At 73.0% G+C, this 23,183-nt stretch carries 19 protein-coding genes and 1 pseudogene; 10 read left to right on the top strand and 10 right to left on the bottom strand.

Annotated elements, in window-relative coordinates; all coding sequences use genetic code 11:
* Positions 1-3 precede the first annotated feature (3 nt).
* The 4 genes from ABH940_RS31680 to ABH940_RS31665 form a co-directional block, all read right to left on the bottom strand.
* A complete protein-coding gene (locus tag ABH940_RS31680) occupies positions 4-1,311 on the bottom strand; it encodes an SIS domain-containing protein (protein ID WP_370072136.1) in 1,308 nt (435 codons plus the stop codon).
* A complete protein-coding gene (locus ABH940_RS31675) occupies positions 1,308-1,484 on the bottom strand; it encodes a Trm112 family protein (protein ID WP_370072135.1) in 177 nt (58 codons plus the stop codon). Before ABH940_RS31675 ends, ABH940_RS31680 begins: the two co-directional genes overlap by 4 nt.
* Before the next feature lie 193 nt (positions 1,485-1,677).
* On the bottom strand, positions 1,678-3,069 hold the full coding sequence (locus ABH940_RS31670) for a phosphomannomutase/phosphoglucomutase (protein WP_370072134.1): 1,392 nt from the start codon (positions 3,067-3,069) through the stop codon (positions 1,678-1,680).
* A 200-nt stretch (positions 3,070-3,269) separates the two neighbouring features.
* Positions 3,270-3,635, bottom strand: coding sequence for a DUF3499 domain-containing protein (locus tag ABH940_RS31665; RefSeq protein WP_370072132.1), 366 nt, complete (start codon positions 3,633-3,635; stop codon positions 3,270-3,272).
* 288 nt (positions 3,636-3,923) lie between these two features.
* Here ABH940_RS31665 and ABH940_RS31660 point away from each other — a divergent pair, with 288 nt between their 5' ends.
* Complete coding sequence (locus ABH940_RS31660; protein WP_370072131.1) at positions 3,924-4,400, top strand: metallopeptidase family protein; 477 nt, start codon at positions 3,924-3,926, stop codon at positions 4,398-4,400.
* Positions 4,401-4,577: 177 nt separating this feature from the next.
* On the opposite strand, the gene ABH940_RS31655 is transcribed toward ABH940_RS31660, so the two are convergent.
* The 3 genes from ABH940_RS31655 to ABH940_RS31645 form a co-directional block, all read right to left on the bottom strand.
* Complete coding sequence (locus ABH940_RS31655) at positions 4,578-6,164, bottom strand: DUF5719 family protein (RefSeq protein WP_370106847.1); 1,587 nt, start codon at positions 6,162-6,164, stop codon at positions 4,578-4,580.
* A 3-nt stretch (positions 6,165-6,167) separates the two neighbouring features.
* Positions 6,168-10,184 (bottom strand): glycosyltransferase, encoded by a 4,017-nt coding sequence (locus ABH940_RS31650; protein WP_370106846.1) that lies wholly within the window; start codon positions 10,182-10,184, stop codon positions 6,168-6,170.
* A 309-nt stretch (positions 10,185-10,493) separates the two neighbouring features.
* Positions 10,494-10,766 (bottom strand): WhiB family transcriptional regulator, encoded by a 273-nt coding sequence (locus tag ABH940_RS31645; RefSeq protein WP_196198295.1) that lies wholly within the window; start codon positions 10,764-10,766, stop codon positions 10,494-10,496.
* Between the two features lie 606 nt (positions 10,767-11,372).
* Here ABH940_RS31645 and ABH940_RS31640 point away from each other — a divergent pair.
* The 6 genes and pseudogenes from ABH940_RS31640 (at position 11,373) to ABH940_RS31615 (ending at position 16,924) form a co-directional block, all read left to right on the top strand.
* Positions 11,373-11,852 (top strand): cysteine dioxygenase family protein, encoded by a 480-nt coding sequence (locus ABH940_RS31640; protein WP_370106850.1) that lies wholly within the window; start codon positions 11,373-11,375, stop codon positions 11,850-11,852.
* Between the two features lie 120 nt (positions 11,853-11,972).
* Entirely contained in the window at positions 11,973-12,776 is an 804-nt protein-coding gene (locus ABH940_RS31635) for a response regulator transcription factor (RefSeq protein WP_370106845.1), read from the top strand.
* Entirely contained in the window at positions 12,763-13,944 is a 1,182-nt protein-coding gene (locus tag ABH940_RS31630; protein ID WP_370106844.1) for a sensor histidine kinase, read from the top strand. The genes ABH940_RS31635 and ABH940_RS31630 overlap by 14 nt, the downstream gene beginning before the upstream one ends.
* A gap of 104 nt (positions 13,945-14,048) precedes the next feature.
* Positions 14,049-14,513, top strand: coding sequence for a cupin domain-containing protein (locus tag ABH940_RS31625; protein WP_370072126.1), 465 nt, complete (start codon positions 14,049-14,051; stop codon positions 14,511-14,513).
* 69 nt (positions 14,514-14,582) lie between these two features.
* Positions 14,583-15,545: pseudogene (cofD, locus tag ABH940_RS31620) on the top strand (2-phospho-L-lactate transferase); the annotation flags it as partial.
* A 65-nt stretch (positions 15,546-15,610) separates the two neighbouring features.
* Positions 15,611-16,924 carry a coenzyme F420-0:L-glutamate ligase gene (locus ABH940_RS31615; RefSeq protein ID WP_370106843.1) on the top strand — a complete coding sequence of 438 codons (1,314 nt, stop codon included), beginning with the start codon at positions 15,611-15,613 and terminating at the stop codon, positions 16,922-16,924.
* Positions 16,925-17,158: 234 nt separating this feature from the next.
* Here the strand turns inward: ABH940_RS31615 and ABH940_RS31610 are convergent, their stop codons facing one another.
* A complete protein-coding gene (locus tag ABH940_RS31610; protein WP_370106849.1) occupies positions 17,159-18,169 on the bottom strand; it encodes a DNA-3-methyladenine glycosylase in 1,011 nt (336 codons plus the stop codon).
* 74 nt (positions 18,170-18,243) lie between these two features.
* Between ABH940_RS31610 and ABH940_RS31605 the strand changes: the two genes are divergently transcribed.
* The 3 genes from ABH940_RS31605 (at position 18,244) to ABH940_RS31595 (ending at position 21,131) form a co-directional block, all read left to right on the top strand.
* Entirely contained in the window at positions 18,244-19,008 is a 765-nt protein-coding gene (locus ABH940_RS31605; protein WP_370072124.1) for a TIGR03089 family protein, read from the top strand.
* 179 nt (positions 19,009-19,187) lie between these two features.
* A complete protein-coding gene (locus ABH940_RS31600) occupies positions 19,188-20,351 on the top strand; it encodes an LCP family protein (protein ID WP_370072123.1) in 1,164 nt (387 codons plus the stop codon).
* Positions 20,352-20,624: 273 nt separating this feature from the next.
* On the top strand, positions 20,625-21,131 hold the full coding sequence (locus ABH940_RS31595) for a LytR C-terminal domain-containing protein (protein ID WP_370106842.1): 507 nt from the start codon (positions 20,625-20,627) through the stop codon (positions 21,129-21,131).
* A gap of 70 nt (positions 21,132-21,201) precedes the next feature.
* Here ABH940_RS31595 and ABH940_RS31590 read toward each other — a convergent pair whose 3' ends face one another.
* Positions 21,202-22,224, bottom strand: coding sequence for a glycosyltransferase family 2 protein (locus ABH940_RS31590; RefSeq protein WP_370072121.1), 1,023 nt, complete (start codon positions 22,222-22,224; stop codon positions 21,202-21,204).
* A 116-nt stretch (positions 22,225-22,340) separates the two neighbouring features.
* Positions 22,341-23,141: a ZIP family metal transporter gene (locus ABH940_RS31585; protein ID WP_370072119.1), complete on the bottom strand. Its 801-nt coding sequence runs from the start codon at positions 23,139-23,141 to the stop codon at positions 22,341-22,343.
* Positions 23,142-23,183: the final 42 nt, after the last annotated feature.

Below are 23,183 nucleotides of genomic sequence, written 5' to 3'. Positions count from 1 at the left end.
GGGTCAGTTACCTTCGGTCTCTGCGGCCAGTCCCAGGTAGACGGCGGCGAAGTCGGTGAGGGCGATGAGTTCGGCCAGGGCCTCGATCGGATCGGTCCGGATCGACGTGAGTTCGCGAAGCCCGACCTGGTGATCGGCAGCCAGCCGGTGCGCCCGCGCCACGGTATGCCGGGCCGCCGGTGTGCCGCTGTCCGGGAGGTGATCGGCGAATGGATCCTCGGTGACGTCCCGACTCGCGTCGGCACCACCGTCCGGGCCGGGCGCGAGGTCGGCGCTGCCGTGGCCGGCCTGCGGAGTGTGCCGGAGCAGCAGCACCTCGATGCGCAGTGCGCCCTCGTCCTCGACGCGGTCGCGGAAGAAGTCGTCAGGACCGGCGCCCGCGCCCAAAGTGCCGGTGAACAGGCCACGTTGGGTGTTGAGCGCCTCCGGCAGGGTTCCGGTCAGCGCCGGGCGGGCGGCGTGGTCGGCCAGCATCGCCGCGAAGCGGCGTGCGGCTGCGGCGGCGCAGTCCCCGTCGCTCCACAGCACCGGCAGTGCGGTGGCGAGTCGTGCGGCCAGCGCCTTGGCGGGGTTGCTGTAGGTCTCGGCGGCGGGACGGCAGCGTACGGCGACCTCGTCGAGCCGGTCCGCTGCCGCCTGGAGCGCGTCGGACGCGATCGGAACCACGCCGATCCGCTGCGCGAGTGCGAGGAGCGGGGCCAGCAGACCCCAGAAGTCCGAGGGGTCCTCACGCGGGAGGTCCGCATCGGGGCCGTCGCCGTAACCGTCGAGAGCCGCCGCCAGGCCCGGCGTGTAGGGCAGGGGCATCCCGCGGGACTGCACGGCCGCCTCGGCCAGCCGGGACCCGGCAGGCGCGATCGCGACGATCGAGCAGCCGCGCTGGTACGCACGCTCGACCAGGGTGATCAGCCCCGGGCAGCTGCCGACCGACGCGGCGACGACCAGCAGGTCGGCCGGACCGACCCAGCCCGGCAGCGCCCAGTCCATAGCGAGGGTGAAGTCGTCGCTCCGGGTCACCGGGTGGATCAGCGCGGGGTCCGGCTCCGCCGGTCCGGGGCGCAGCACCAGCACCGGGCAGGCGCTGCCGCCCAGCCCGGCCAGCACGTCGCCCGCGAGGGCGGCGGCGCCGTGCCCGGCGACCAGGACGGCCCGCGGCCGCCCCTCCGGGCGCAGCCCGGCCAGACCCGCCTCCTCGGCGAGCCGCAGGCCGGTACGCACCCGTGCACCGGCCGACGCCAGCGCGAGCAGCGCGCCCCGCGTGTCCGCACGGACGAGCTCGTCGGCGTCGTCGAGCAGCCGCTCGTCGATCATGCGGGCCGTCGGGCCTCGTCCACGAGCAGCACCGGGATGCCGTCCCGCACGGGGTAGGCGAGACCGCAGGTGCTGCTGGTGCAGAGCAGTTCCGCCGCCTCGGCGTCCTCGCGCAGGGGTGCGTGGCACGCGGGGCAGGCGAAGATCTCGAGCAGGGCGGGTTCAATGCTCATGTCGCTGGCGCTCCGGGAGTCGATAAGGGTTCCTTCGGCAAGCAGGGTACTTGCCCTTGCTGGGGCCGCGGGCCCCGCCTGCCACAGGACATGCAAGCGGGGGAAGTTGCGGCTGCCTGAGGAGCGCGGGGCTCTGGGTGGTGCAACCACTTACGCCGTCAGGCGTCAGGCGTCAGGCGTCAGGCGTCAGGCGTCAGGCGCGGACGATGGCGAGGACCTCGTCGCGGAGCTTGGACATGGTGGCCTCGTCGCGGGCCTCGACGTTGAGGCGCAGCAGCGGCTCGGTGTTGGAGGCGCGGAGGTTGAACCACCAGTCGGCGCCGGAGACGGTCAGGCCGTCCAGCTCGTCGAAGGTCGCGCCCGCGGCGTCCGCGTACGCGGCCTTGACCGCGGCGACGCGCTCGGACTGGTCGGCGACGGTGCTGTTGATCTCGCCGGAGCTGACGTACCGGTTGTACGCAGCGGTCAGCTGCGACAGCGGCTGGTCCTGCTCGCCCAGCGCGGCCAGCACGTGCAGCGCGGCCAGCATGCCGGTGTCGGCGCGCCAGAAGTCGCGGAAGTAGTAGTGCGCGGAGTGCTCGCCGCCGAAGATCGCGCCGGAGTTGGCCATCTCCTGCTTGATGAACGAGTGGCCCACGCGGGTGCGGACGGCACGGCCGCCGTTCTCGGCGACGATCTCCGGGACGGCCCAGGAGGTGATCAGGTTGTGGATGATCATCGGCTCGGTCTCGCCCGCGGCCTTGGCCTTGGCCAGCTCGCGGACGGCGACCAGCGCGGTGATCGCGCTCGGGCTGACCGGGTCACCGTTCTCGTCGACGACGAAGCAGCGGTCGGCGTCGCCGTCGAAGGCGAGGCCGAGGTCGGCGCCGACCTCGCGGACCTTGGCCTGGAGGTCGACCAGGTTCTTCGGGTCCAGCGGGTTGGCCTCGTGGTTCGGGAAGGTGCCGTCCAGCTCGAAGTACATCGGGACGATGTCCAGCGGCAGGCCGCCGAGGACGGTCGGGACGGTGTGGCCGCCCATGCCGTTGCCCGCGTCGACCACGACCTTGAGCGGGCGGATCGAGGTCAGGTCGACCAGGCCGCGCAGGTGGTCCGCGTAGGCCTGCAGCTCGTCCTGCTGGGTGACGGCGCCGACGGTGACGGACGCGTCGGCGGCCGGGACGGTGACCTTGTCATCCGCGCCGATCCACGACTGCACCAGCTCGCGGATCTCGACCAGGCCGGTGTCCTCGCCGACCGGGGCCGCACTCTTGCGGCACATCTTGATGCCGTTGTACTGGGCCGGGTTGTGGCTGGCGGTGAACATCGCGCCGGGCAGATCGAGCTTGCCGCTGGCGAAGTAGAGCTGGTCGGTGGAGCAGAGACCGATCTCGACGACGTCCGCACCGCGGGAGGCCGCGCCCTCGGCGAAGGCGCGGGCCAGGGCCGGCGAGGAGGGGCGCATGTCGTGACCGACGACGATCGCGTCGGCACCGACGACCTGGACGAAGGCGGCCCCGAAGGCGCGGGACAGCTCCGCGTCCCACTGGTCCGGCACGACACCTCGGACGTCGTACGCCTTCACGATCTGCTTGAGGTCACGCACTGCGGTTCTCCGCCATTCTGTGGGTGGTCTGTGTGCCTGGGGCGCGTCTCCGTGCCCCTGGCCACGGCCCGTGTCCGTGGGCTAGGCACGATACCGGGTACGGGTGAGCAAAGGGTTAGCACCACGTGACCGGACGTACCGACACCTGTGCACCAGACGTCGCGGGCACCGTCCGGGCACCCGCCGACCACGTCCCGGGCTTATTCCTCCGGCGTGCGCAGCACCCGAAGGTGGCCTCTGCGGCCGACCTCGGTGGGATCCGCCTCGGAACCGCCGTCCTGGCGGCGCGCGGGCGGGCGGGCGACCTCGCGGACCGCGTTGGCCAGCGCCTCCAGGTCGTCCCCGGACGGGCGGATCGGGCCGGAGTCGATGGTGAGCCGCACGACCTCCCAGCCGCGCGGGGCGGTCAGCCGCTCGGAGTGCTGGGCGCACAGGTCGTAGCAGTGCGGCTCGGCGTAGGTCGCGAGAGGGCCGAGGACGGCGGTGGAGTCCGCGTAGACGTACGTCAAAGTCGCCACTGCGGGACGGCCGCAGGCGGTACGCGAACAACGACGGACAGGGCTCACGACGTTGGACGGTACCGCACTCCTGACCGGGCCGCGAAGACTCTGCCCTGGATCAGCTCCCGTGTCGTCCCGGAGGGGTCCGTTCCGCCGCCTTTACAAGGGCTCACCAGGGCCGGTACGCCCTCTCGACGACCGCCGCCCGCGACGTCCGGGCGGCTTGGAACGGCGGCCCTGGTGGCGTCCCGACCGCGCTCCGGTCGCGCCCGAGTGGTGTCCGGGTGACGTCCGGGCGCACCGCCTGCGCCGCGCACGCATCACTGTCGGTGGCAGTGGATACGCTTGGTGGTGATGGAGAGACCACCCGTATCGACCTCGACCCCGCCCGCTGCCGTGTCACCGCGACGTCGCCGTGACCGTCACGGCCGGGGCATGCGCGGGCCGCTCGCGCCTCGGCAGGTGCCGATCGCACTGAGCCGCTCGGAGCTGTTCGACGACTACGTACGCGAATCCGTGGAGCGGCTGGAGCGGCGCTGGCCGCAACTGGAGGAGGTCGAGTTCGCGGTCCAGGACGTCCCGGCGCCGCTGCCGGGCGAGCCTGAACCGGTGATCGACGACGTGCGGGCGGACGAGGTGCCGCTGGGGCGGCTGATTGCGGCGGTCAGTGGTACGCCGGCGCGGATCGTGGTGTACCGGCGTCCGGTGGAGATCCGGGCCAAGGGCCGCGACGAGCGGGCGGCGCTGGTGCACGACGTGATGGTGGAGCAGGTGGCCGAGCTGCTCGGGGTGGAGCCGGAGGCGGTCGATCCGCGCTACGGCGAGGAGTGACGGGCGAGCGCCCGCATTGACGAGGGCCTCCGGAGGGACGACGCGTCCGCATTGAGCACGCGTCCACATTGACGACGGCGCCCCAGTGGCGGCGGCGCCCCGTGGACGACTGTGCCCCCGCGCGGTGGGACCGCGCAGGGGCACGAGACACGAGGGACCAGACCGGTCCGGGAATCCCTACTGCACCAGGATCGCCGCGTTGCGGATGACGGTCGGGACGAGCACGGTGCTGCGGTCGTCCGGGATCTGCTGGATCGTCAGCCCGTCCCTGTTGTTGATCTCACGCGCCGCATAGATCGGGCCGCCCGAGGTCGGGGTGACCGTCACGCCGAAGGCGGAACTGCCGCCCGGGGCCTGGAGCGGGACCGAGACGGTCGAGCCCGCCGGGATGTGGACGCTCTTGGTGGCCGGGGAGCCGCTGCTCCCGAGCGAGGTGACGGTGACGTCGGCGGCCCCGTTCGGCGCCGTCAGCAGCAGCGTGTTGCCGGAGGAGTTGCCTGCCACGGTGCCGCGCTGGGTGATCGGCGCGACACCTGCCAGGTAGGCGGTGTCGTTCGAGTTGCCCGTGCTGATCCCGGCCACGAAGGGGACGGCGCCGGCCTTCGGGTCGGTCGGCGTGAGCTCCAGCATGCCGCCCTGGCCACGCGTCAGGTCACCGAGCGAGAAGCTGCTGAGCGTACCGGCCTTGATGTGGACGGTCTCATGCCCGGCCGGGGTGATCAGGCCGCTCTGCGAGGCGAGCTGGAGCTTGAGGTCGGCGTCCTGGCCGCCCGGGACGTAGACGTCGAGGTTGTACTGGTGGAGGTCTCCGGGCAGCCCGGGGAGGTAGGCGCTGCTGCCCTGGGTGGTCGCGGGGACCCAGTCGGATCCGGAGTTGGTGTCCATGTGCAGGGCCGCCGCGATCTGGCCGCTGCGGACCATCACGTGGACCGCGAGGTCCTGGCCGCCGTTGCCGGGCTGCACCAGCGTGGACAGCAGCAGCGAGGTGCTGCCGTCGGCCGGGATGGCGATGTTCGACGCCGCGGTGGAGGTCACCTCGCCGTTGGGGCCGAAGACCTGGATGTCGGCGTCCGCCGCGTCCGCCTGCGGGTTGGAGAGCTCGACGTAGCCGGAGCTGCCGTTGTTCGAGTCGGCGCCGACGAACCAGAAGTCGGTGCCGGGGGTGGTGCACGAGGTGCCGGAGAGCGTCGGGCCGGACTCGGTCGTCGTCTGCTGCACCGTGAAGCCAGGAGCCAACGCGCCGGTCCCGGTACCGAGCATCGCGGGCGCGTTCTGCCCGGACGGCGCCTTGGCCGTCGTGCCGCCGCCGGTCTGCGTCTGCTGCGCGATCGGCGGGTTGGACGACGCGACCGACGGCGAGGCCGAGGCGTTCGGCGCGGCGGAGGCAGAGCCGGAGGCCGAGGACGACGGCGAAGAGGACGAGGAGGAGGACGCGGACGGCGAGCTCGAACCCGCCCCGGAGCCCGGCGCGCTCAGCGGGGCCAGCGCCGCGGCCGCGGACGAGCCCGACCCGCCCGAGCCCGAGGCGGAGCCCGAACCCGAACCGCCGGAGGGCGCGCCGGGCACCGCCAGGCTGTAGAGGCTGCTGCCCGACTGGCCCTGCAGCGGCGGCGGGCAGACCACGGTGGCTTGCGAGACGGCGGTGGCGACGCTGCTGCCGCTGGCGGCGGCCTCGCCCTGGGGCGGGTGGATCTCGGCGATGCCCAGGGTCAGGGCGAGCACCCCGAGCGCGCCCAGCAGGGACTGGGTGGTCCGGTTGATCATCTGTCAGTTCCCCTGGTCCTGGCCGTGGCCGTGCTGTCCGCTGGAGCCGCTCGGTCCACCGGTTCCCCCGTCGCCGTTCAGCCACGGGTCGTCGGGCTGCAGCGAGCCGAACCGGCCCTGCCCGGCGCCCGAGACGTCCCAACCGTAGGACTGGTCCGGAACCCCCTGACCCTCGGGTCCGCCGGGCACGCCCTGCGGGTAGTAGCCCTGCTGGTCGAAAGCCTGCTGGTCGAAGCCCTGCTCCGGGGCGTAGCCCGGCGCGCCGTAGCCCGCCTGCTCGTAGCCCGCCTGCTGCTCGTAACCGGCCTGCTGTTCGTAACCGGTCTGCTGCTCGTAGCCGTAGCCCTGGTGGGGCTGGGCGGACGGATCGGCGTAGTACAGCTGCTGCCCCTGGTAGCCGCTCTCATAGGACGGGTCCTGGTAGTAGCCGCCGCCCTGCTGCGGGTAGCCCTGCTCGTAGCCGTCGGGCTGCGCGCCGGTTGCCGAGCCGACGCCTGCGAAGACATCCGGCTGGGCGGCCGGCTCCTCGGCGTCCGGGGTGCCGGGGATACCCGAGTCCTCCTGGCCTTCGGCGGCTGCCGCCAGGCGGCGGGCCCGGCGGGAGCCGGGGACGACCGGCTGGTCCACCGACGCACCGCCGCTCTGCATGGCCGCGGACGCACCGGCGCCGACGCCGGAGGGCGCGAGCGGGTCGTCGCCCTCCTCGGGGCCGTCGTCGTCGATGGTGCGGCGGCGACCCGGAAGGGCGAGCACGACGAGCGCCAGGGCGAGCGCACACTGCGCGACGACCCAGCCGAGGTGGATCGGGCTCTCGCTGTAGCTGACGGACAGCTGCCCCCCGGAGGCCGGCAGGGCGAAGCCCTGGGCCCAGCCGTCGACGGTCTGCGGGGTGAGCGCCTGCCCGTCGAGGGTCGCGTGCCAGCCGGAGTCGGCGCTGTCGGCGAGCCGCAGGACGCGGCCCTGCGGCCCTGCCGGGACGGTGGCGTCCACATCGACGGGATCCGCCGAAACCGTGACATCCGGGCTGCCCTGACTGCGGATCACCACCCGCGAGGTGGTGGCCTGGACGCGCCACAGGCTCGCCTGCTGCTGCTGGTTGACCCGGGCCAGGCCCGGCGTGGCGTCCAGGGTGGTGTTCAGCGCACCGGGGACCGGGGCGAGCACCTCGACGTACTGGACCGCGAAGTCGGCCAGCCCGGTGGCCTGGTTGCCGCCGGAGCCCGCGACCAGGCCGCCGACCAGCTGGTCCAGGGCGGTCGTGGCCGCCGAGGTCCCGGCCGCGTCCGCGACCTCGGTACTGCCGACGGTCGGGCCCGCGCCGCGCACCAGTGCGTAAGAGGCGACCTGGCCCTGGTCGCCCATCCGGATCACCAGGGTGCGGCTCTGGTCGGAGCTCTGGGCCTCCTGCACGATGAACGCGGGGACGAGCCCGCCGCTGCCGCGCTGCAGCGGTCCGTCGGCGCCCCGCAGCACCCACCAGCCGGCGGCGGCCACGGGCGCGAGAGCCGCGGCGGCCAGCACCAGGGCGGCGACCGGCTGACGCCAGCCGAAGTTGATCGCGGCGACGCGCTCGCGGGCGTGGTCGGCGCCGATGGCGGCGGCGGCCAGCAGCGCGATGCCGGTGATCAGCGTGGTCGGACCGGCCCAGGCCGGGACCGCCGTCTGCCCGGGGCCGGGCACGACCGAGACCGTTCCGGCGACGGCGGTGCCGAGCATGCCGACGGCCGCCGCACCCCAGACCGCGACGACCGCGCGACGGCGGTCGGCACGCAGCAGCGCGGCCAGCGCGGCGAGCAGGACACCGACGATCAACAGCCCGGGGACCGTGCCACTGCCGCCCGGGTCGAGCGTCAGCAGGTCGACCGGCGTGGCCGGAGCGCCCACCAGGCCGGGGATGCCCGCCTCCAGCAGGAACCGGCTCGGGTGCAGGAAGAGGGAGAGCGACCACGGCGCCAGGACCAGCAGCGGCGTGCCGACGATGGCGACCACGCGCGGGCCGAGGCGGCGGAGGGCGTCGACACCCTGGCCGAAGGCGCCGCCGCGCAGGAACGCGGCCAGCAGCGCGCCGCCCGCCAGCAGCAGACCGAGCAGCCAGGCCAGCGGCACGAACGCGGTGCAGAGGGTCAGCGTCAACGCGGCGACCCAGGCGCTGCGCCAGCCGGGCCGACCGCCGCGCGCCGCCGTCTCCCGGCGGATGCCGAGGCCGACGGCGATCGCCGCGGCGCGGGCCAGCGGCGGCAGCAGCACGGCGAGCACGGCGGTGCCGATCCGGCCCTGCGCGATGGCGCCGGTCGCGGCCGGCAGCACCGCGTACCCGGCGCTGGCCCAGGCCCGGACCAGCCGGGAGTCGATCAGCGGGCGGGAGACCAGGTAGGCGGAGACACCCGCGAGCGGCACCGAGAGCAGCAGGATCATGGTCATGGCCAGACCAGGGCTGCCGAAGGTCAGGCTGGAGAGCGCGGCCAGCACGCCCAGGTAGGGCGGCGCGCTGCCGGCCGTGCCGACGCCGTCGGCCTGCCAGCTGGACGCGAACTGCTGCCACAGGTCGGTCGCGCCGCCCGGGGTCGGCAGCAGTGCGCCGCCGTAGAGGGCGCCGCTGCCGAGCAGGTTGCGGCAGGCGATCAGAGACAGCACCAGCAGCCCGGCGAAGAGCACCGGCGCGGGCTTGCGAGCGATCCGCTTGACCGTCGCGAACTGCTCGATCTCGAGGATGTCGCTGTCGTCGTCGATCGGGCCGGACTCGACCGCGCCGTGGCGGCTGGAGTAGGCCTCGTTGGCCCGGTTGCCGCCGAACTCGGCGATCAGGTTCTCCACGGCGGCGCGCGAGGTGGCGCCGAGGGCCGGGAAGAGGGTGCCGTCGTCCAGCGCGTCCGCGGCCCGGGTGCGCCGCCTGCGGGCGCGCCCGGTGAGCAGCGAGCCGAAGCGCAGCATCACATGGCTGAGCCCGGCGATCTCGTCGACGGCGAGGCCGGGGGTCTTGCCCAGGGTGTAGCCGAGGGCGCGGATCAGCGTGCTGAGGGTTATCCGCAGCAGCAGATACGGCATCAGCACCGCGCTGGAGTTGGCGAGCAACGTGTAGACCGCGCCCGCCTTGTCGATGCGGTGCGGACGGTCGGGCTTGGCGCAGTCGATCGGACGGCGCTCGCGGCTGGCCGCCTCCGCGTGGCGGAGTATGGCGTCGGGCGCGACGACGGTGCGGTGCCCGGCGGCGGCGACGCGCCAGCACAGGTCCACGTCGTCGCGCATCAGCGGCAGTTGCTTGTCGAAGCCGCCGATCTGCTCGAAGACGTCACGGCGGATCAGCATGCCCGCGGTGGAGACGGCGAGGACCGGACGGACCTGGTCACGCTGGCCCTGGTCCTGCTCGCGCCGGTCCAGGCCGGTCCAACGGCGGCCGGAGCGGGCAATGGAGACGCCGACCTCCAGCAGTTGGCGCCGGTCGTACCAGGAGCGCAGCTTGGGGCCGATGACGGCCGCGGTCGGCGTGGTGTCCGCGACCTGGAGCAGCTTGCGCAGCGCGTCCGGGTGCGGTTCGCAGTCGTCGTGGAGCAGCCAGATCCACTCGACCAGCTCGGTACGGCCGCTGCCGCGCATCTGCTCGTCGGCGAGCTCGTCGTGGTGGCCGAGCGGGTCGCCGAACTGGTCGTGACCGACCTCGTCCGGGTCGAGCGGGTCGAAGCCGTTCGTGATCGAGTACGGCAGGTTCTCCGCGTAGATCGGCGAGAGGCCGCGCACGGTCTCGTTGACGGCGGTGCCGAAGCCGGTGCGGCGGCCGTACTGAAGCACGGCGTCGGAGCCGAGGGCCTCGGCGAGCAGGCGCGGTGTGGCGTCGGTGGAGCCGGTGTCGGCGGCGACGATCCGCTGCACCGGCCGGTCCTGCTCCAACAGACCACGCAGCACCCGCGGCAGCCAGCGTGCGCCGTCATGGGCGACGAGCACGGCGGTGACCAGGTGGCGCGGGTAGGCCGGGGCACGCCCGGCACCCGGTTGCCCAACGGCCTGGTGGGAATAGGCAGACATCGCTTGTGCGGACCCCGGTTCGCTTCGCTTCGCTGATGGCACGACGCGGGCGCGCGTCAGGCGCTCCGCTGGCGGACCACACTAACGGGTTGCTGTGGGGTGCGGTGAGGGCTGTCGGGCACGAGCACCCCGACCACTCCCCCCGGCCCGCGACTCAGCCGCGACCCACCTGCGGTTCAGCTGCGATGTCATCCCCCGATGGTGCTGTACGGGTACAGCGCTCCCCGCCCGGTCCCTGCGCACACACCGTCACTCTTCGAGCGGACGTGCGATATGCGGAGGAATCGGGCACCGCTTGCTGAAGGCGGGTCAGACCACGGCCTTCTTCAGGCGGCGGCGCTCACGCTCGGAGAGACCGCCCCAGATGCCGAACCGCTCGTCGTTGGCGAGCGCGTACTCCAGGCACTCGTTCCGGACCTCGCACGCCAGGCAGACCTTCTTGGCCTCGCGCGTGGAGCCGCCCTTCTCCGGGAAGAAGGATTCCGGATCCGTCTGGGCACACAGCGCGCGCTCCTGCCAGCCGAGCTCCTCCTCGCCCACTTGCTCGTCGCCGACGACCAACAGATCAAAGAGCTCGCTCATTCGCGCGCCTCCTACCCCTCGTGCTTCGTGCATCCCCGTGATGCGTCCGCCGCCTGATGTGACGCTTGGACACGGGTGAAATTACATGTGCGTTCTTTCGCCGCAGTCAAGCTGTGGTCTGGTATTGGGCCAAGGATTCACTCCCCGGAACCAAGCGATCACCATAAGTGTGCAAATCCGGACAAACCGGAATGGCAGGCGCTGGACCACACAAGGCCTGGTGGGAAGTGTCGAGGGCGGCGTTCCCGCCCTCGTGTCACTCCAAACCCAAGGGAACCCCAATCCGTCGATCGGGTGATTCAGCCCCATCCGCCCCAGGATGAACGACACGACACGCCCCGGCAGGTGAGTTGACAAGGCGGTCTTGACAAGGTCTGCTTGCACCATGTCTTTGCACCGCGCCGCGTCGAGCCGTCTCCACGGCTCGCTTCGTCGTGCCGCGAGTGCGCTGTGTTGTCGCTGTAGCTAGGGCCCCGTCTCTTTCCCCAGCCGCTACAGCTTTCGAAGGACACCACAGCCGTGACGTCTTCCGTCTCTTCTTCCACGCTTTCCCCACATTCCTCCCTCGAGGACTCCGTCGAGATCCGGTCCGCGTTCCCGGACGGTCTGAGCGACGTGAGCATCGCCGGGGACCCGCTCGCCTGGCCGCATCTCGCGCCCGCGCCGCTGGCCCACCCGACCACCGTCGGCGGCTTCGCCGCGCTCGCCCGCAGGGTCGCCGCCGACCGCGAGCACTGGGAGCCGCTGGTCCGCTACGACGCGCTGACGCGCTGGTACGCACGGCTTTCGACCGGGCCCGGCTACGAGGTGTGGCTGCTGAGCTGGCTCCCCGGCCAGGGCAGCGGCGCGCACGACCACGGCGGCTCCTCCGCGGTGATGACGGTGCTTCAGGGCGAGCTGACCGAGCGCTCCCCGCGCACTCCGGGCGGACCGGCCGACGCCACCGCGCGGACCCTGGCCGCCGGTTCGCAGCGTGTGATCGCGCCCGGCTACGTGCACCATGTGGTGAACGACACCCTGGAGCCGGCCGTCAGCCTGCACGTGTACTTCCCGGGCCTCACCGAGATGAACCCGTACCGGGGCTGAGACGCGGGACCGGTACCGGGGCTGAGCGGGACGCGTGCCGGGTCCGGCGCACTCCTTACGGAACGCGAACACTCCCGCCGTCCGGGGGATCTTCCGCCCGGGACCTCCTACCGTGGAGGGGTGACCGAACCATCCGCCGCCGCGGCTCCCGGCCTGCCGACCCCCGTGGCACGCCGTGTCCTGGTCGTCGACGACGACCCGACCGTGTCCGAGGTCGTCGCCGAGTACCTGCAGCACGCCGGATACCTGGTCGACCGCGCCGAGGACGGCCCGACCGCGCTGGGGCTGGCGGCCGTGCTCGGCCCCGACCTCATCGTGCTGGACCTGATGCTGCCGGGCATAGACGGCCTGGAGGTCTGCCGCAGGCTGCGCGCCGAGCCCGCGACCAGCGGCACCCCGGTGGTGATGCTGACCGCCAAGGGCGACGAGCACGACCGGATCCTCGGGCTGGAGCTCGGCGCGGACGACTACGTCACCAAGCCGTTCTCGCCGCGCGAGCTCGTGCTGCGGGTCCAGTCCGTGCTGCGACGCAGCGTCGGCGGCCCGCAGACCGGAGCGACCTCCGACGACGGCAGCCGCCCGCTGCTCGCGGGTGACCTGCGGCTCGACCCGGCCGCTCGCCGCACCTGGCGCGCCGACCGCGAACTGGCACTCACGCTGCGCGAGTTCGACCTGCTCGCGTTCCTGCTGGCGCACCCCGGCACCGCGTTCGGACGCGAGGAGCTGATGCGCCGGGTCTGGGGCTGGGACTTCGGCGATCTGTCCACGGTGACGGTGCACGTCCGCCGACTGCGCGAGAAGGTCGAGGACGACCCGGCCGCGCCGCGGTTGATCACCACCGTCTGGGGCGTCGGCTACCGTTTCGACCCGGCCGGAGCGCCCGGCCGGGCGGCGGAGACGGTGGTGCCCGATGCACAGCAGTGACGTGTGGGTGGTGGCCGGCTACGCGGCCCTCGGCGCGGCCGTGGCCGGCCTGCTGGGCTGGCCGGTCGTGCTGCTGCTGCGGCGCCGTTCGCTGTCGTGGTCGCTGTTCATCGTCGCGCTGGTGACCGTCCTGGCGGTCGCGGCGGCGACCATCGCGGTCGCGCAGGCGATGTTCCTCTCCCGGCACGACTTCCTCGTGGTCGTGGTGGTGCTGTGCGTGGCCTCGCTGGTCTCGCTGCTGGTGACCTGGCTGCTGGGCCGTCAGGTGACGCTCGGCAGCGCGCAGTTGCAGCGCGCCGCGCGGACCGTCGGCAGCGACGAGGGGTTCACCGCGCCCGTCGGCCCGTTCAGTGCCGAACTGTCCGCGCTGGGCGCGGAGCTGGCCGCGACCAACGCCCGCCTGGCCGAGTCGCGGCAGCGCGAGCGTGCGCTGGAGGCGTCCCGGCGCGAACTCATCGCCTGGATCTCGCACGACCTGCGCACTCCGCTGGCCGGACTGCGCGCGATGGCCGAGGCGCTGGAGGACGGTGTCGCCGACGATCCGCAGCGGTACCACTCCCGGATCCGCACCGAGGTCGACCGGCTCACCGGCATGGTCGACGACCTGTTCGAACTCTCCCGGATCCAGGCGGGCGCTCTGTCGCTGACGCTCTCCCGCGTCTCCGCCTACGACCTGGTCGGCGACGCGATAGCGGGCGCGTACCCGCTGGCGCAGGAGCGCGGCGTCCGGCTGGTCGGCGACGGCGTCGCGCCGGTGCCGGTCGACGTGGACCCGCGCGAGATGACCCGCGTCCTGGCCAACCTGCTGGGCAACGCGATCCGCGCGACCCCGACCGACGGCACGGTCGCGGTCGCCGCCCGCGCGGACGACGACCAGGTCGTCCTGACCGTCACCGACACCTGCGGCGGCATCGCGGAGTCCGACCTCCCCCGCGTCTTCGAGACCGGCTGGCGCGGCGCCCCCGCCCGCACCCCTCCGGCCCCGTCCTCGACCCCCTCCGGCACCGCCTCAGGCGCAGGCCTCGGCCTCGCCATCGTCCGTGGCATCGTCGAGGCCCACTCCGGCCGCGCCTCCGTCCGCAACGTGCCCGGCGGCTGCTGCTTCGAGATCACCCTCCCGACGGCGGCGACCCTTCCCACGCCGGTGCCGGTGACCGGCGGCACGTGACGTGGCAGGCGGAGCTCGCACGGCGGCAGCGTCGAGCTGAGCGCTGCGGCTCGCCGGGGGTGGCAGCGCGGGCGGTCCGAGCAGCGCCCTGGGAGGATGCGGAGATGCGCGCGGAGGAGCTGGTCGAGTCGCTCGGGCTGGAGCCCCACCCCGAGGGGGGCTACTACCGGCGGATCTACACCAGCCCGCACCCGCACCCGACCCCCGGTGGGACGCGGCCGACGGCGACGTCGATCTACTACCTGATGACGGACCGTCAGCCGGACGGTCGGCTGCACCGGAACCGAAGCGACATCCTGCACTTCTTCCTGGAGGGCGACCCCGTCGAGTACCACACCGTCGACGCGGACGGGCGGCTGCGGGTGCAGACGCTGGGTGGCGGCGCGGGCGTGCGGCATCTGCTGGTGCCGGGTGGGTGGTGGAAGGCGTCGCGGTTGCCGGAGGGAGCGCGGTACGCGCTGGTCGCGGAGGTGGTGACGCCCGGGTTCGACTTCGCCGACCACGAGTTCGCGCGGGAACAGGACCTGCCGCAGGCGCATCGCGCCGCGCTGCGGGCGTTCCTCGGGTGATGGGGTCGTGAGGCCTCGGGTGAGGGCTGCTGCTCTGTCTCCGCTGCCACGCCTGCGAGGATAGGCAGCATGCGCATCACGGTACTGGCCGGAGGAATCGGCGGAGCGCGCTTTCTGCGCGGGCTCAAGGCGGCGGTCGGTGAGACCGACGAGATCACGGTCATCGGGAACACGGGCGACGACATCCACCTGTTCGGGCTGAAGGTCTGCCCCGACCTGGACACCGTGATGTACACGCTCGGCGGCGGCATCCACGAGGAGCAGGGCTGGGGTCGGGCGGACGAGACCTGGTCCGTCAAGGAGGAGCTCGCCGCGTACGGGGTCGGCCCGTCTTGGTTCGGGCTGGGTGACCGGGACTTCGCCACGCACATCGTCCGCACCCAGATGCTCGGCGCCGGATATCCGTTGAGCGCCGTCACCGAGGCGCTCTGCAGCCGCTGGGAGCCCGGCGTCCGGCTGCTGCCGATGTCCGACGACCGCGTCGAGACCCACGTCGTCATCGAGGACCCCGAGCAGGACGGCAAGCGCCGCGCCGTGCACTTCCAGGAGTACTGGGTCAAGCTCCACGCCGCCGTCCCCGCCCAGGCGATCCTGCCCGTCGGGGCGGAGACCGCGAAGCCCGCGCCCGGCGTGCTGGAGGCCATCGCCGAGGCGGACGTGATCCTCTTCCCGCCGTCCAACCCGGTGGTCAGCATCGGCACCATCCTGGCCGTCCCCGGCCTGCGCGAGGCGATCGTCGCCGCCGACGCGCCCGTGGTCGGCCTCTCCCCGATCATCGGCGGAGCGCCGGTGCGCGGCATGGCGGACAAGGTGCTGGAGGCCGTGGGCGTGGAGACCAGCGCGGCCGCCGTGGCCAAGCACTACGGCCCGGGGCTGGTCGACGGCTGGCTGGTGCACACCACCGACGCGGACGCGGTGGCCGAGGTCGAGGCGGCCGGGATCAGCTGTCGCGCGATGCCGCTGCTGATGACCGACGTCGACGCCGCGGCGGAGATGGCCCGCGAGGCACTGGCGCTGGCCGAGCAGGTGCGCGGCGACCAGGCGAGCAACGGACAGGCGAGCAACGGGCAGGCCGCGAACGGGGAGACGGAACGCGGATGAGCGTCGAGACCGTGGAGATCGTCGGCGTCGACGGACTGCCGGAGGTCGCCGCCGGGGACGATCTGGCCGAACTGCTGCTCCGCGCCGAGGGGTTCGCGCCCGTCGACGGTGACATCCTGGTCGTCACCTCGAAGGTCGTCAGCAAGGCCGAGGGCCGGCTTGTCCAGGCGGACGACCGCGAGGCGGCGATCGACGCCGAGACCGTGCGCGTCGTCGCCCGCCGTGGCCGGACCCGGATCGTCGAGAACCGCCAGGGGCTGGTGATGGCCGCCGCCGGGGTGGATGCGTCCAACACCCCGCCAGGGACCGTGCTGCTGCTGCCCGAGGACCCCGACGCGTCGGCGCGGGCGCTGCGCAAGCGCCTGCACGAGCTGACAGGGTGCCGCATCGGCGTGCTGATCACCGACACCTTCGGCCGCCCCTGGCGCAACGGCCTCACCGACGTCGCGATCGGCGCGGCGGGCGTGCGGGTCCTGGAGGACCACCGCGGCCGGTTCGACAACCACGGCAACGAGCTGGCGCTCACCGTCACCGCCGTCGCGGACGAGCTCGCGTCGGCGGCCGACCTGGTCAAGGGCAAGACGTCCGGCCGCCCGGTCGCGATCGTGCGCGGCCTCGGACACTTCGTCACCGACCCGGACCAGGACGGCGACGGCGTCCGCGCGCTGATCCGCCCGGCGGCGGAGGACATGTTCCGGCTCGGCACCTCCGAGGCGATCCGCGAGGCCGTCACCGGACGCCGCACGGTCCGAGCCTTCACCGACGAGCCCGTCGACCCGGCCGCGGTCCGCCGCGCGGTCGCCGCGGCGATCACGGCTCCGGCGCCGCACCACACCACTCCGTGGCGCTTCGTCCTGGTCGAGAGCCAGGACGCGCGCACGCGGCTGCTGGACGCGATGCTCGCGGCCTGGAACCGCGACCTGGTCGACCTCGACGGCTGGGACCCGGAGCGGGTCGCCAAACGCGTCCGTCGCGGGGACGTGCTGCGCAACGCGCCGTACCTGGTCGTGCCGTGCCTGGTGATGGACGGCTGCCACGCCTACCCCGACGAGCGCCGGGCCGCGGCGGAGCGGGAGATGTTCGTGGTGGCGATGGGCGCGGCGGTCGAGAACCTGCTCGTGACACTCGCGGGCGAGGGGTACGGCTCGGCGTGGGTGTCGTCGACGATGTTCTGCCGCGACACGGTCCGCGAGGTGCTGGCCCTCCCGGCGGAGTGGGACCCGATGGGCGCGGTCGCCGTGGGGCGGACAGCGGACGCGCCGAAGGTGCGTGAACCACGCGATCCAGAAGCCTTTTTGACGGTCAGATAGTTGCAGTTACCTCCAGGGTCGCGGGGCTCTGCTGACGTGCGGCTCCGCCGCGCGGGCGCGAGACTCACCGTGTGCGGATTGCCCTGCTCGTTCTGGGCTCTTCCTGCGCGGGTGGCTTAGCGCAGTTCCCCGCGCCCCTGACAGTGCAACCACCTGCGGGAGCGAACCCCACCTTGTCCCGCCCACGCGGCGGAGCCGCACATCTGCAGAGCCCCGCGACCCCAGGCAGTGCAACTACATCTCGCGGAGATCCAAAGGTGCGTATCGGGGCGCGCGGCGGGGCGCACCCACGTGCATGGTGTGGAGGAGCCTGCAGACGCGGTAGCGATGCGGGCGGTACGGCTCCAGCAGTTCCAGCATCACCGCGTCGTCGCTGCGCTCGCGTCCCGCGAGGGCCCAGCCGACCGTGTTGGGCAGGTGCAGGTCGCCGACCGACACCGCGTCCGCGTCACCGTTGCTGCGTTGCAGCGTCTCCGCCGCCGTCCAGACGCCGATGCCGGGGATCATGGTCAGTCGGGCCTCCGCCTCGGCCGGGGGCATCACTGAGGCCTCCTCAACGCGCGGGGCGACCCGCGCCGCGCGGACGATCGTCGCGGCGCGCTTGCCGTCGACGCGGGCCCGGTGCCAGGCCCAGGACGGGATCGTCGCCCAGTCCTGCGCCGCCGGGGGCGCGTACATGTGCGGCGGGACCTCCGCGTCGCCCGGCGCGGGCTCGCCGTATGTGCGGAGCAGCGTGCGCCACGCCTCGTACGCCTCGCCGGTGGTGACCTTCTGCTCCAGGATCGCCGGGACCAGCGACTCCATGACCAGCCCGGTGCGGCCGATCCGCAGTCCCGCGTGGCGCGCGTGCGCGTCCCGCAGCAGGCGATGGCCGTGCGGGTCGAAGGTGGACGGGTCGTCCTCCGCGCCCAGCCAACGTGGGACCGCGTCCAGCAGCCACGGCGCACCCGCGCCCCACGCGGTCGCCTCGACCGCGCCCTCGGCCGGGCGGGCCCGCAGCCGCAGCGTCCCGACGCCGGCGGGGGTGCGCGAGACCCGCCACAGCGCGCCGTCGCGGTCGCGACGGTAGGACGGGTCGAGGGGACCGCGACGGAGAAATCCGAAGGTCAGGGCCAGGTCGAGCGGTCCGTCCGGCCGCCACACCCGCGTCGCGCAGGAGGTCGGGCGCGACGTCGGACGCGGCGTCCCGCCTGTGGTTCCGCGCCTTCGCGCAGGCGCTCCGGTCCCGCTGTTCACCTGAGTCAGGCTACCTGCACGGAAAGTTCGACGGTGGGGGTCTGGTCTCTTCGCACCGGTCACGCCGTAGGCTGGGCACCACCATGAGCCAGACACCCTTCAGCGGCGCAGAGACCCCCGCCGATCTGCTGCGCTCCCTTCTCGACGCCGATCCGGCCCGCCCGTTGATCACGTACTACGACGACGCCACGGGCGAACGCGTGGAACTGTCGGTCAAGACGTTCGACAACTGGGTCGCCAAGACCGCCAACCTGCTCCAGGACGAGCTCGCCGCCGCGCCCGACGACAGGGCCGCGCTGATGCTGCCCGCGCACTGGCAGACCGCGATCTGGCTGTTCGCCTGCTGGTCGGTGGGCCTGCTGGCCTGTCCCGGCGGCGACCCGGCCAAGGCACAGCTCGTCGTCAGCGGCCCCGACCACCTGGAGGAGGCCCTGACCTGCGAGGGCGAGCGCGTCGCGCTGGCGCTGCGGCCGTTGGGCGGGAGATTTCCGCAGTTGCCGGCCGGCTTCCTCGACTACGCCGTCGAGGTCCCGGCACAGGGCGACCGCTTCGTCCCGTACGCCCCCGTCGATCCGGGCCGCCCGGCGCTGGAGATCGACGGCGAGCAGCTGAGCGGCTCCCACACCGTCTCCCTGGCGGCCGAGCAGGCGCGGCAGTTGGGCGTCGGGCCGGAGGACCGGGTGCTGAGCATGCTGTCGTACAGCGACTGGGACGGCCTCGCGGGCGGGCTCCTCGCCCCGCTGGTCGCCGGCGCGAGCGTGGTGCTGTGCCGCAACAGCGAGAAGCTGCACCCCGACAAGCTCGCTCGCCGCGTGGCGGAGGAGAAGGTCACCCGGACTCTGGGCTGAACTGGTGCAGGCGGGGACGTTGCACTGTCCGGGGGCGCGCGCCCTCGAGGTGGATGCAATGTCCCCCGCGCCCAGAACTGACTGGGTGTCACCCGAGTGGATCACTCAGGAAGTGCCGCGCGGACCGCAGGGCGATGATCGGTGGACGGCTTCATCGATCCCATGACCCGGGGGGCTCCGTGCCGGACGGTCCGATCCGCACGCCGCGCAAGCGGGTCCTGCGTTGGCTGGCGGCCGGGCTCGGCCTGTTGCTGGTCGTCGCCGTAGGCGCAGCGTGGATCGGCTACACCGCGCTGAACTCCAACATTCGCACGGACTCGACCACCGGGCGTCTCCTCGGGCCGGACTCGTCGCGGCCGACGCAGGCGAACGCCGCGCAGAACATCCTGGTCATCGGCTCGGACTCGCGCGCGGGCGCGAACTCCTCGTACGGGAGCTCCGCCGGGGCGCGCTCGGACACCACGATCCTGCTGCACATCGCCAGGGACCGGCGCAGCGCCGTCGCCGTGAGCCTGCCGCGGGACGCCATGGTCGACGTGCCCGCGTGCACGCTGCCGGACGGGCGGGTCACCGACCCCTACTTCGGGATGTTCAACTCGGCCTTCGAACAGGGCGGCACTGCCTGCACCATCCGTACCGTCGAGGCGCTGACGGACATTCGGATCGACCACTTCGTGGTGGTCGACTTCACCGGGTTCAAGAAGATGGTCGACGCGATCGGCGGGGTGCCCGTCTGCCTGAACGCGCCCGTCACCGACAAGGACGCGAACCTGGACCTCCCGGCCGGGCGGCAGACCCTCGACGGCGAGCAGGCCCTCGGCTACGTCCGCGTGCGTTACACCCTGGGCGACGGCAGCGACACCGCACGGATGGGGCGTCAGCAGGACTTCCTCTCCTCGATGGTGCAGCAGGTGGAGAGCTCGGGAGTGCTGCTCAACCCGACCCGGCTCTACCCGCTGCTGGACGCCGCGACCTCCGCGCTGACCGTCGACCCGGGACTGAACTCGCTCGACAAGCTCTACGACCTCGCCTCCAGCCTCTCCGACATGCCGTCAGATCGGACCACCTTCCTGACGGCCCCGCGCGAGCCCTACGCGTACGACCACAACCGCGACCAGTTCAAGCAGCCGGACGCCGGCCGGCTCTTCGAGCAGCTGCGCAACGACCAGGCCGTCTCCGTCTCCGTCACCCCGGCCGGCACCGCGCCGTCCAACACCGCGCCGTCCAACACCGCGCCGTCCAACTCCGCATCCGTCACGGCGGCTGCGACCGCGACCGTCGCGTCCCCCGCGCCGACGTTCAGCGGGCGTACCGGATCGCAGGACATCTGCGGCGCGTCGTAGGCCTGAGTCACCCCACCGGGTGAGGGGTGGCGTCTGCGCGCCGGTCGGTACCGCCGCTCCCGCTACGCTGGGCGCCGCAGGCGCAGGGTGCAGGGCCGGGCAGAATCGGAGCGGTGCGTGGGGACGCGGGGCAAAGGCGGCAAGGGCAACGGACGGCGAGCCGACTCGTCGCGCGCCCACACACGCTCCAGACGTTCCGGCGGACGGGCCGCGCCCCGTCGTGGCACGCACAGCGGGCCATGGCTTGCCGCCGCGGCCGGATTCCTGGCACTGATGGTGATCGGCGGCTTGCTGCTGCTGCACGGCGCCGGCACGCCGAACGCCGCAGCCGCCATCGACGCGACTGCGACCGGGACCGGGACCGGGACCAGCGCGCCCGTGAGCCCCACCGCGCCGCCACCCTCACCCGTCTGCACGCCGGAGCCCGCCGACACGGCGTTCGCGCACGCCGGGCCCAAGGCGCAGCCGATCGACGTCCGGGTCACCGTGCTCAACGGCAGCGGCACGTTCGGGCAGGCGGAGGCCGTGCTCAGCTGGATGCAGAACACCGTCAAGTACCTGCGCACCAGCAACGGCGGCCCGGCCCCGCACAACCAGCCGCTGACCACGCTCGTCTACGCGCCGAACCACATCGCCCAAGCACGGACCCTGGTCGCCGCGCTGGGCCTGCCCGCCGCGTCCCTGCACGGGAACGGGACGTCGAAGGGGCTGCGTGACCCGATGGTGCTGACCCTCGGCGCGGACTTCCACGGCGTCGGCAAGGCGTTCTCCGCCTGCTGAGCCGAGCCCAAGTCGCTGGGCCGCTGCACCCGCTTTGCCTGCTGGGCCCCTGGGCCCTCGGGCCCGAGGCTCAGTCGCGCTGCGCGGTCGTGCTCGCGATGACGCGGTTCGCCAGCGAGCGCGGGCTGGTGAGGAAGCCCCAGCCCCAGGACATGTGCATGGTGGCCAGGGCGACCGGCAGTTGGGCGCGGGCTGAGGCCGACAGGCCGCGGCCCTCCTTGACCGAGCCGAGCAGGATCGCCGCCGCGTAACCGCCCGGCAGCACGAAGGCGACCGGCGTCAGCGCGACCCCCGCGACCAGGCCTACCGCACAGCCGAGCAGGGCCGCCGGCGGGGCGAGGTAGCGGAGGTTGACCGAGCCGCGGTGGTAGCGGGTGACCACGCGACGCCAACGCCCGTAGTCCTTGTACTGCTTGGCCAGGGCCCGGACGCTCGGGCGCGGACGGTAGGTGACCTTGAGGTCCGGCGTGAACCAGATCAGTCCGCCGTCCTGCCGGATGCGGTAGTTGAGCTCCCAGTCCTGGGCCCTTATGAACTCCTCGTTGTAGCCGCCCTGTTGCTCCAGCACCCGACGCCGGAACACACCCAGGTAGACGGTGTCGGCCGGAGCGGCCTCGCCACCGGTGTGGAAGGCGGCGTTGCCGACACCGATCCGGGAGGTCATCGCGGCGGCGACGGCCTTCTCCCACTCGGTCTCGCCCTCGGCGTTCATGATCCCGCCGACGTTGGCCGCGTCCTTCTCGTCGAGCAGCCGGACGGCGGTGGCGATGTAGCCGGGGGTGAGCAGGCCGTGCCCGTCGACGCGCACCACGATCGGGAAGCGCGAGCCCTCGATCGCCGCGTTGAGCCCGGCGGGGGTGCGACCGGTCGGGTTGGGGACGGTGCGGACCTCGCGGGAGGTGCCCGCGGACTCGGCGACCAGGGCGGCGGCGATCTCGTCGGTGTTGTCCGTCGAGGGCCCCAGCGCGATCACGACCTCGATGTCACCGGGGTACTCCTGCTCGAGAATCCGCTCCACGGCGGTGCGCAGGTGCCGGGACTCGTCGAGCACGGGCATGATCACGGAGACGGCTGGCGTGGGCGTGAGGTCCATAGTGGGGCCACGGTACAGCGCCTGCCTGTGACGTCACCAACCCCGTACGAGGACGAGGTGGTCGGCCCGCGTCCCGGCCCGCGCCCAGGCCCGTGTCCCGGCCTGCGGCCGGAGGCTCAGGCCCCGGCTGCGGTGACGACGGCGTCGGTGACGAAGCCGGCGATCACGCCCGCGAGGATGCCCCAGGTGACGAGCTCCTTCATGGCCGCCTTGCGGGCCACCGCGAGCAGCTCGATCACGACGTAGAGGATCGAGCCCGCCGCCAGGGTCAGGAAGCCGATGGAGAGCGTGTCGTTGACGACCGACTGGCCGACGAGCGTGCCGAGGAAGGTCGGGCCGCCACCGATCAGGCCGAGCACGCCGAGCCTGCCCCAGCTCGGGCGGGTGCCCTCCGCCGCCAGCGGGGCGACGATGCCGAAGCCCTCGGTCGCGTTGTGCAGGCCGAAGCCGATGATCAGCAGCACGGCGAGCTGGAGCTCGCCGGAGGCGGCGCTGTTGCCGATGGCCAGGCCCTCGGCGAAGTTGTGCAGGCCGATGCCGACGGCGATCATCATCGACAGCATGCCGAAGCGGGACCGCCCGCTGCCGCCGACGCCGGGCTCGCCCGCCGCCGCAGCCTTGCGGGCCATCAGCCGGTCGAAGTAGACGAGGCCCAGCAGGCCGACGCCGAAGCAGGCGAAGAAGACCAGGCCGTTGCCGGTCGCCGAGGCGTAGTGGTGGTCGCCGAGGGCGCTGTCGATCGGGTCCCACGCATGGGTCAGCACGTCCCAGATCAGGAAGACCAGGATGCCGATGGCAACGGCGTTGAGCAGCGCGCGGGTCCGCGGGAGCGGCGCCTTGAGGCGGCCGACCGGGAGGCCGAGGTAGATGGTGAAGCCGGCGACGGCACCCAGCAAGGTGATCTCGGTCGAGGACATGCGGGGCCTCCCGACGGCAAAAGAGCGCAGAGCGGGAAGGCG

Origin of the sequence: Streptacidiphilus sp. BW17, assembly GCF_041262485.1 — a bacterium.
Classification (GTDB): Bacteria; Actinomycetota; Actinomycetes; order Streptomycetales; family Streptomycetaceae; genus Streptacidiphilus.
This window is presented reverse-complemented; position numbering and strand designations above follow the sequence as displayed.

Excerpts from the sequence above, each read along its gene's own strand:
- ABH940_RS31680 (WP_370072136.1), bottom strand. The coding sequence starts at position 1,311 with ATGATCGACGAGCGGCTGCTCGACGACGCCGACGAGCTCGTCCGTGCG.
- ABH940_RS31675 (WP_370072135.1), bottom strand. The coding sequence starts at position 1,484 with ATGAGCATTGAACCCGCCCTGCTCGAGATCTTCGCCTGCCCCGCGTGC.
- ABH940_RS31660 (WP_370072131.1), top strand. The coding sequence starts at position 3,924 with ATGGAGAGACCACCCGTATCGACCTCGACCCCGCCCGCTGCCGTGTCA.
- ABH940_RS31655 (WP_370106847.1), bottom strand. The coding sequence starts at position 6,164 with ATGATCAACCGGACCACCCAGTCCCTGCTGGGCGCGCTCGGGGTGCTC.
- ABH940_RS31650 (WP_370106846.1), bottom strand. The coding sequence starts at position 10,184 with ATGTCTGCCTATTCCCACCAGGCCGTTGGGCAACCGGGTGCCGGGCGT.
- ABH940_RS31645 (WP_196198295.1), bottom strand. The coding sequence starts at position 10,766 with ATGAGCGAGCTCTTTGATCTGTTGGTCGTCGGCGACGAGCAAGTGGGC.
- ABH940_RS31630 (WP_370106844.1), top strand. The coding sequence starts at position 12,763 with ATGCACAGCAGTGACGTGTGGGTGGTGGCCGGCTACGCGGCCCTCGGC.
- ABH940_RS31625 (WP_370072126.1), top strand. The coding sequence starts at position 14,049 with ATGCGCGCGGAGGAGCTGGTCGAGTCGCTCGGGCTGGAGCCCCACCCC.
- ABH940_RS31615 (WP_370106843.1), top strand. The coding sequence starts at position 15,611 with ATGAGCGTCGAGACCGTGGAGATCGTCGGCGTCGACGGACTGCCGGAG.
- ABH940_RS31605 (WP_370072124.1), top strand. The coding sequence starts at position 18,244 with ATGAGCCAGACACCCTTCAGCGGCGCAGAGACCCCCGCCGATCTGCTG.
- ABH940_RS31595 (WP_370106842.1), top strand. The coding sequence starts at position 20,625 with ATGGTGATCGGCGGCTTGCTGCTGCTGCACGGCGCCGGCACGCCGAAC.
- ABH940_RS31590 (WP_370072121.1), bottom strand. The coding sequence starts at position 22,224 with ATGGACCTCACGCCCACGCCAGCCGTCTCCGTGATCATGCCCGTGCTC.
- ABH940_RS31585 (WP_370072119.1), bottom strand. The coding sequence starts at position 23,141 with ATGTCCTCGACCGAGATCACCTTGCTGGGTGCCGTCGCCGGCTTCACC.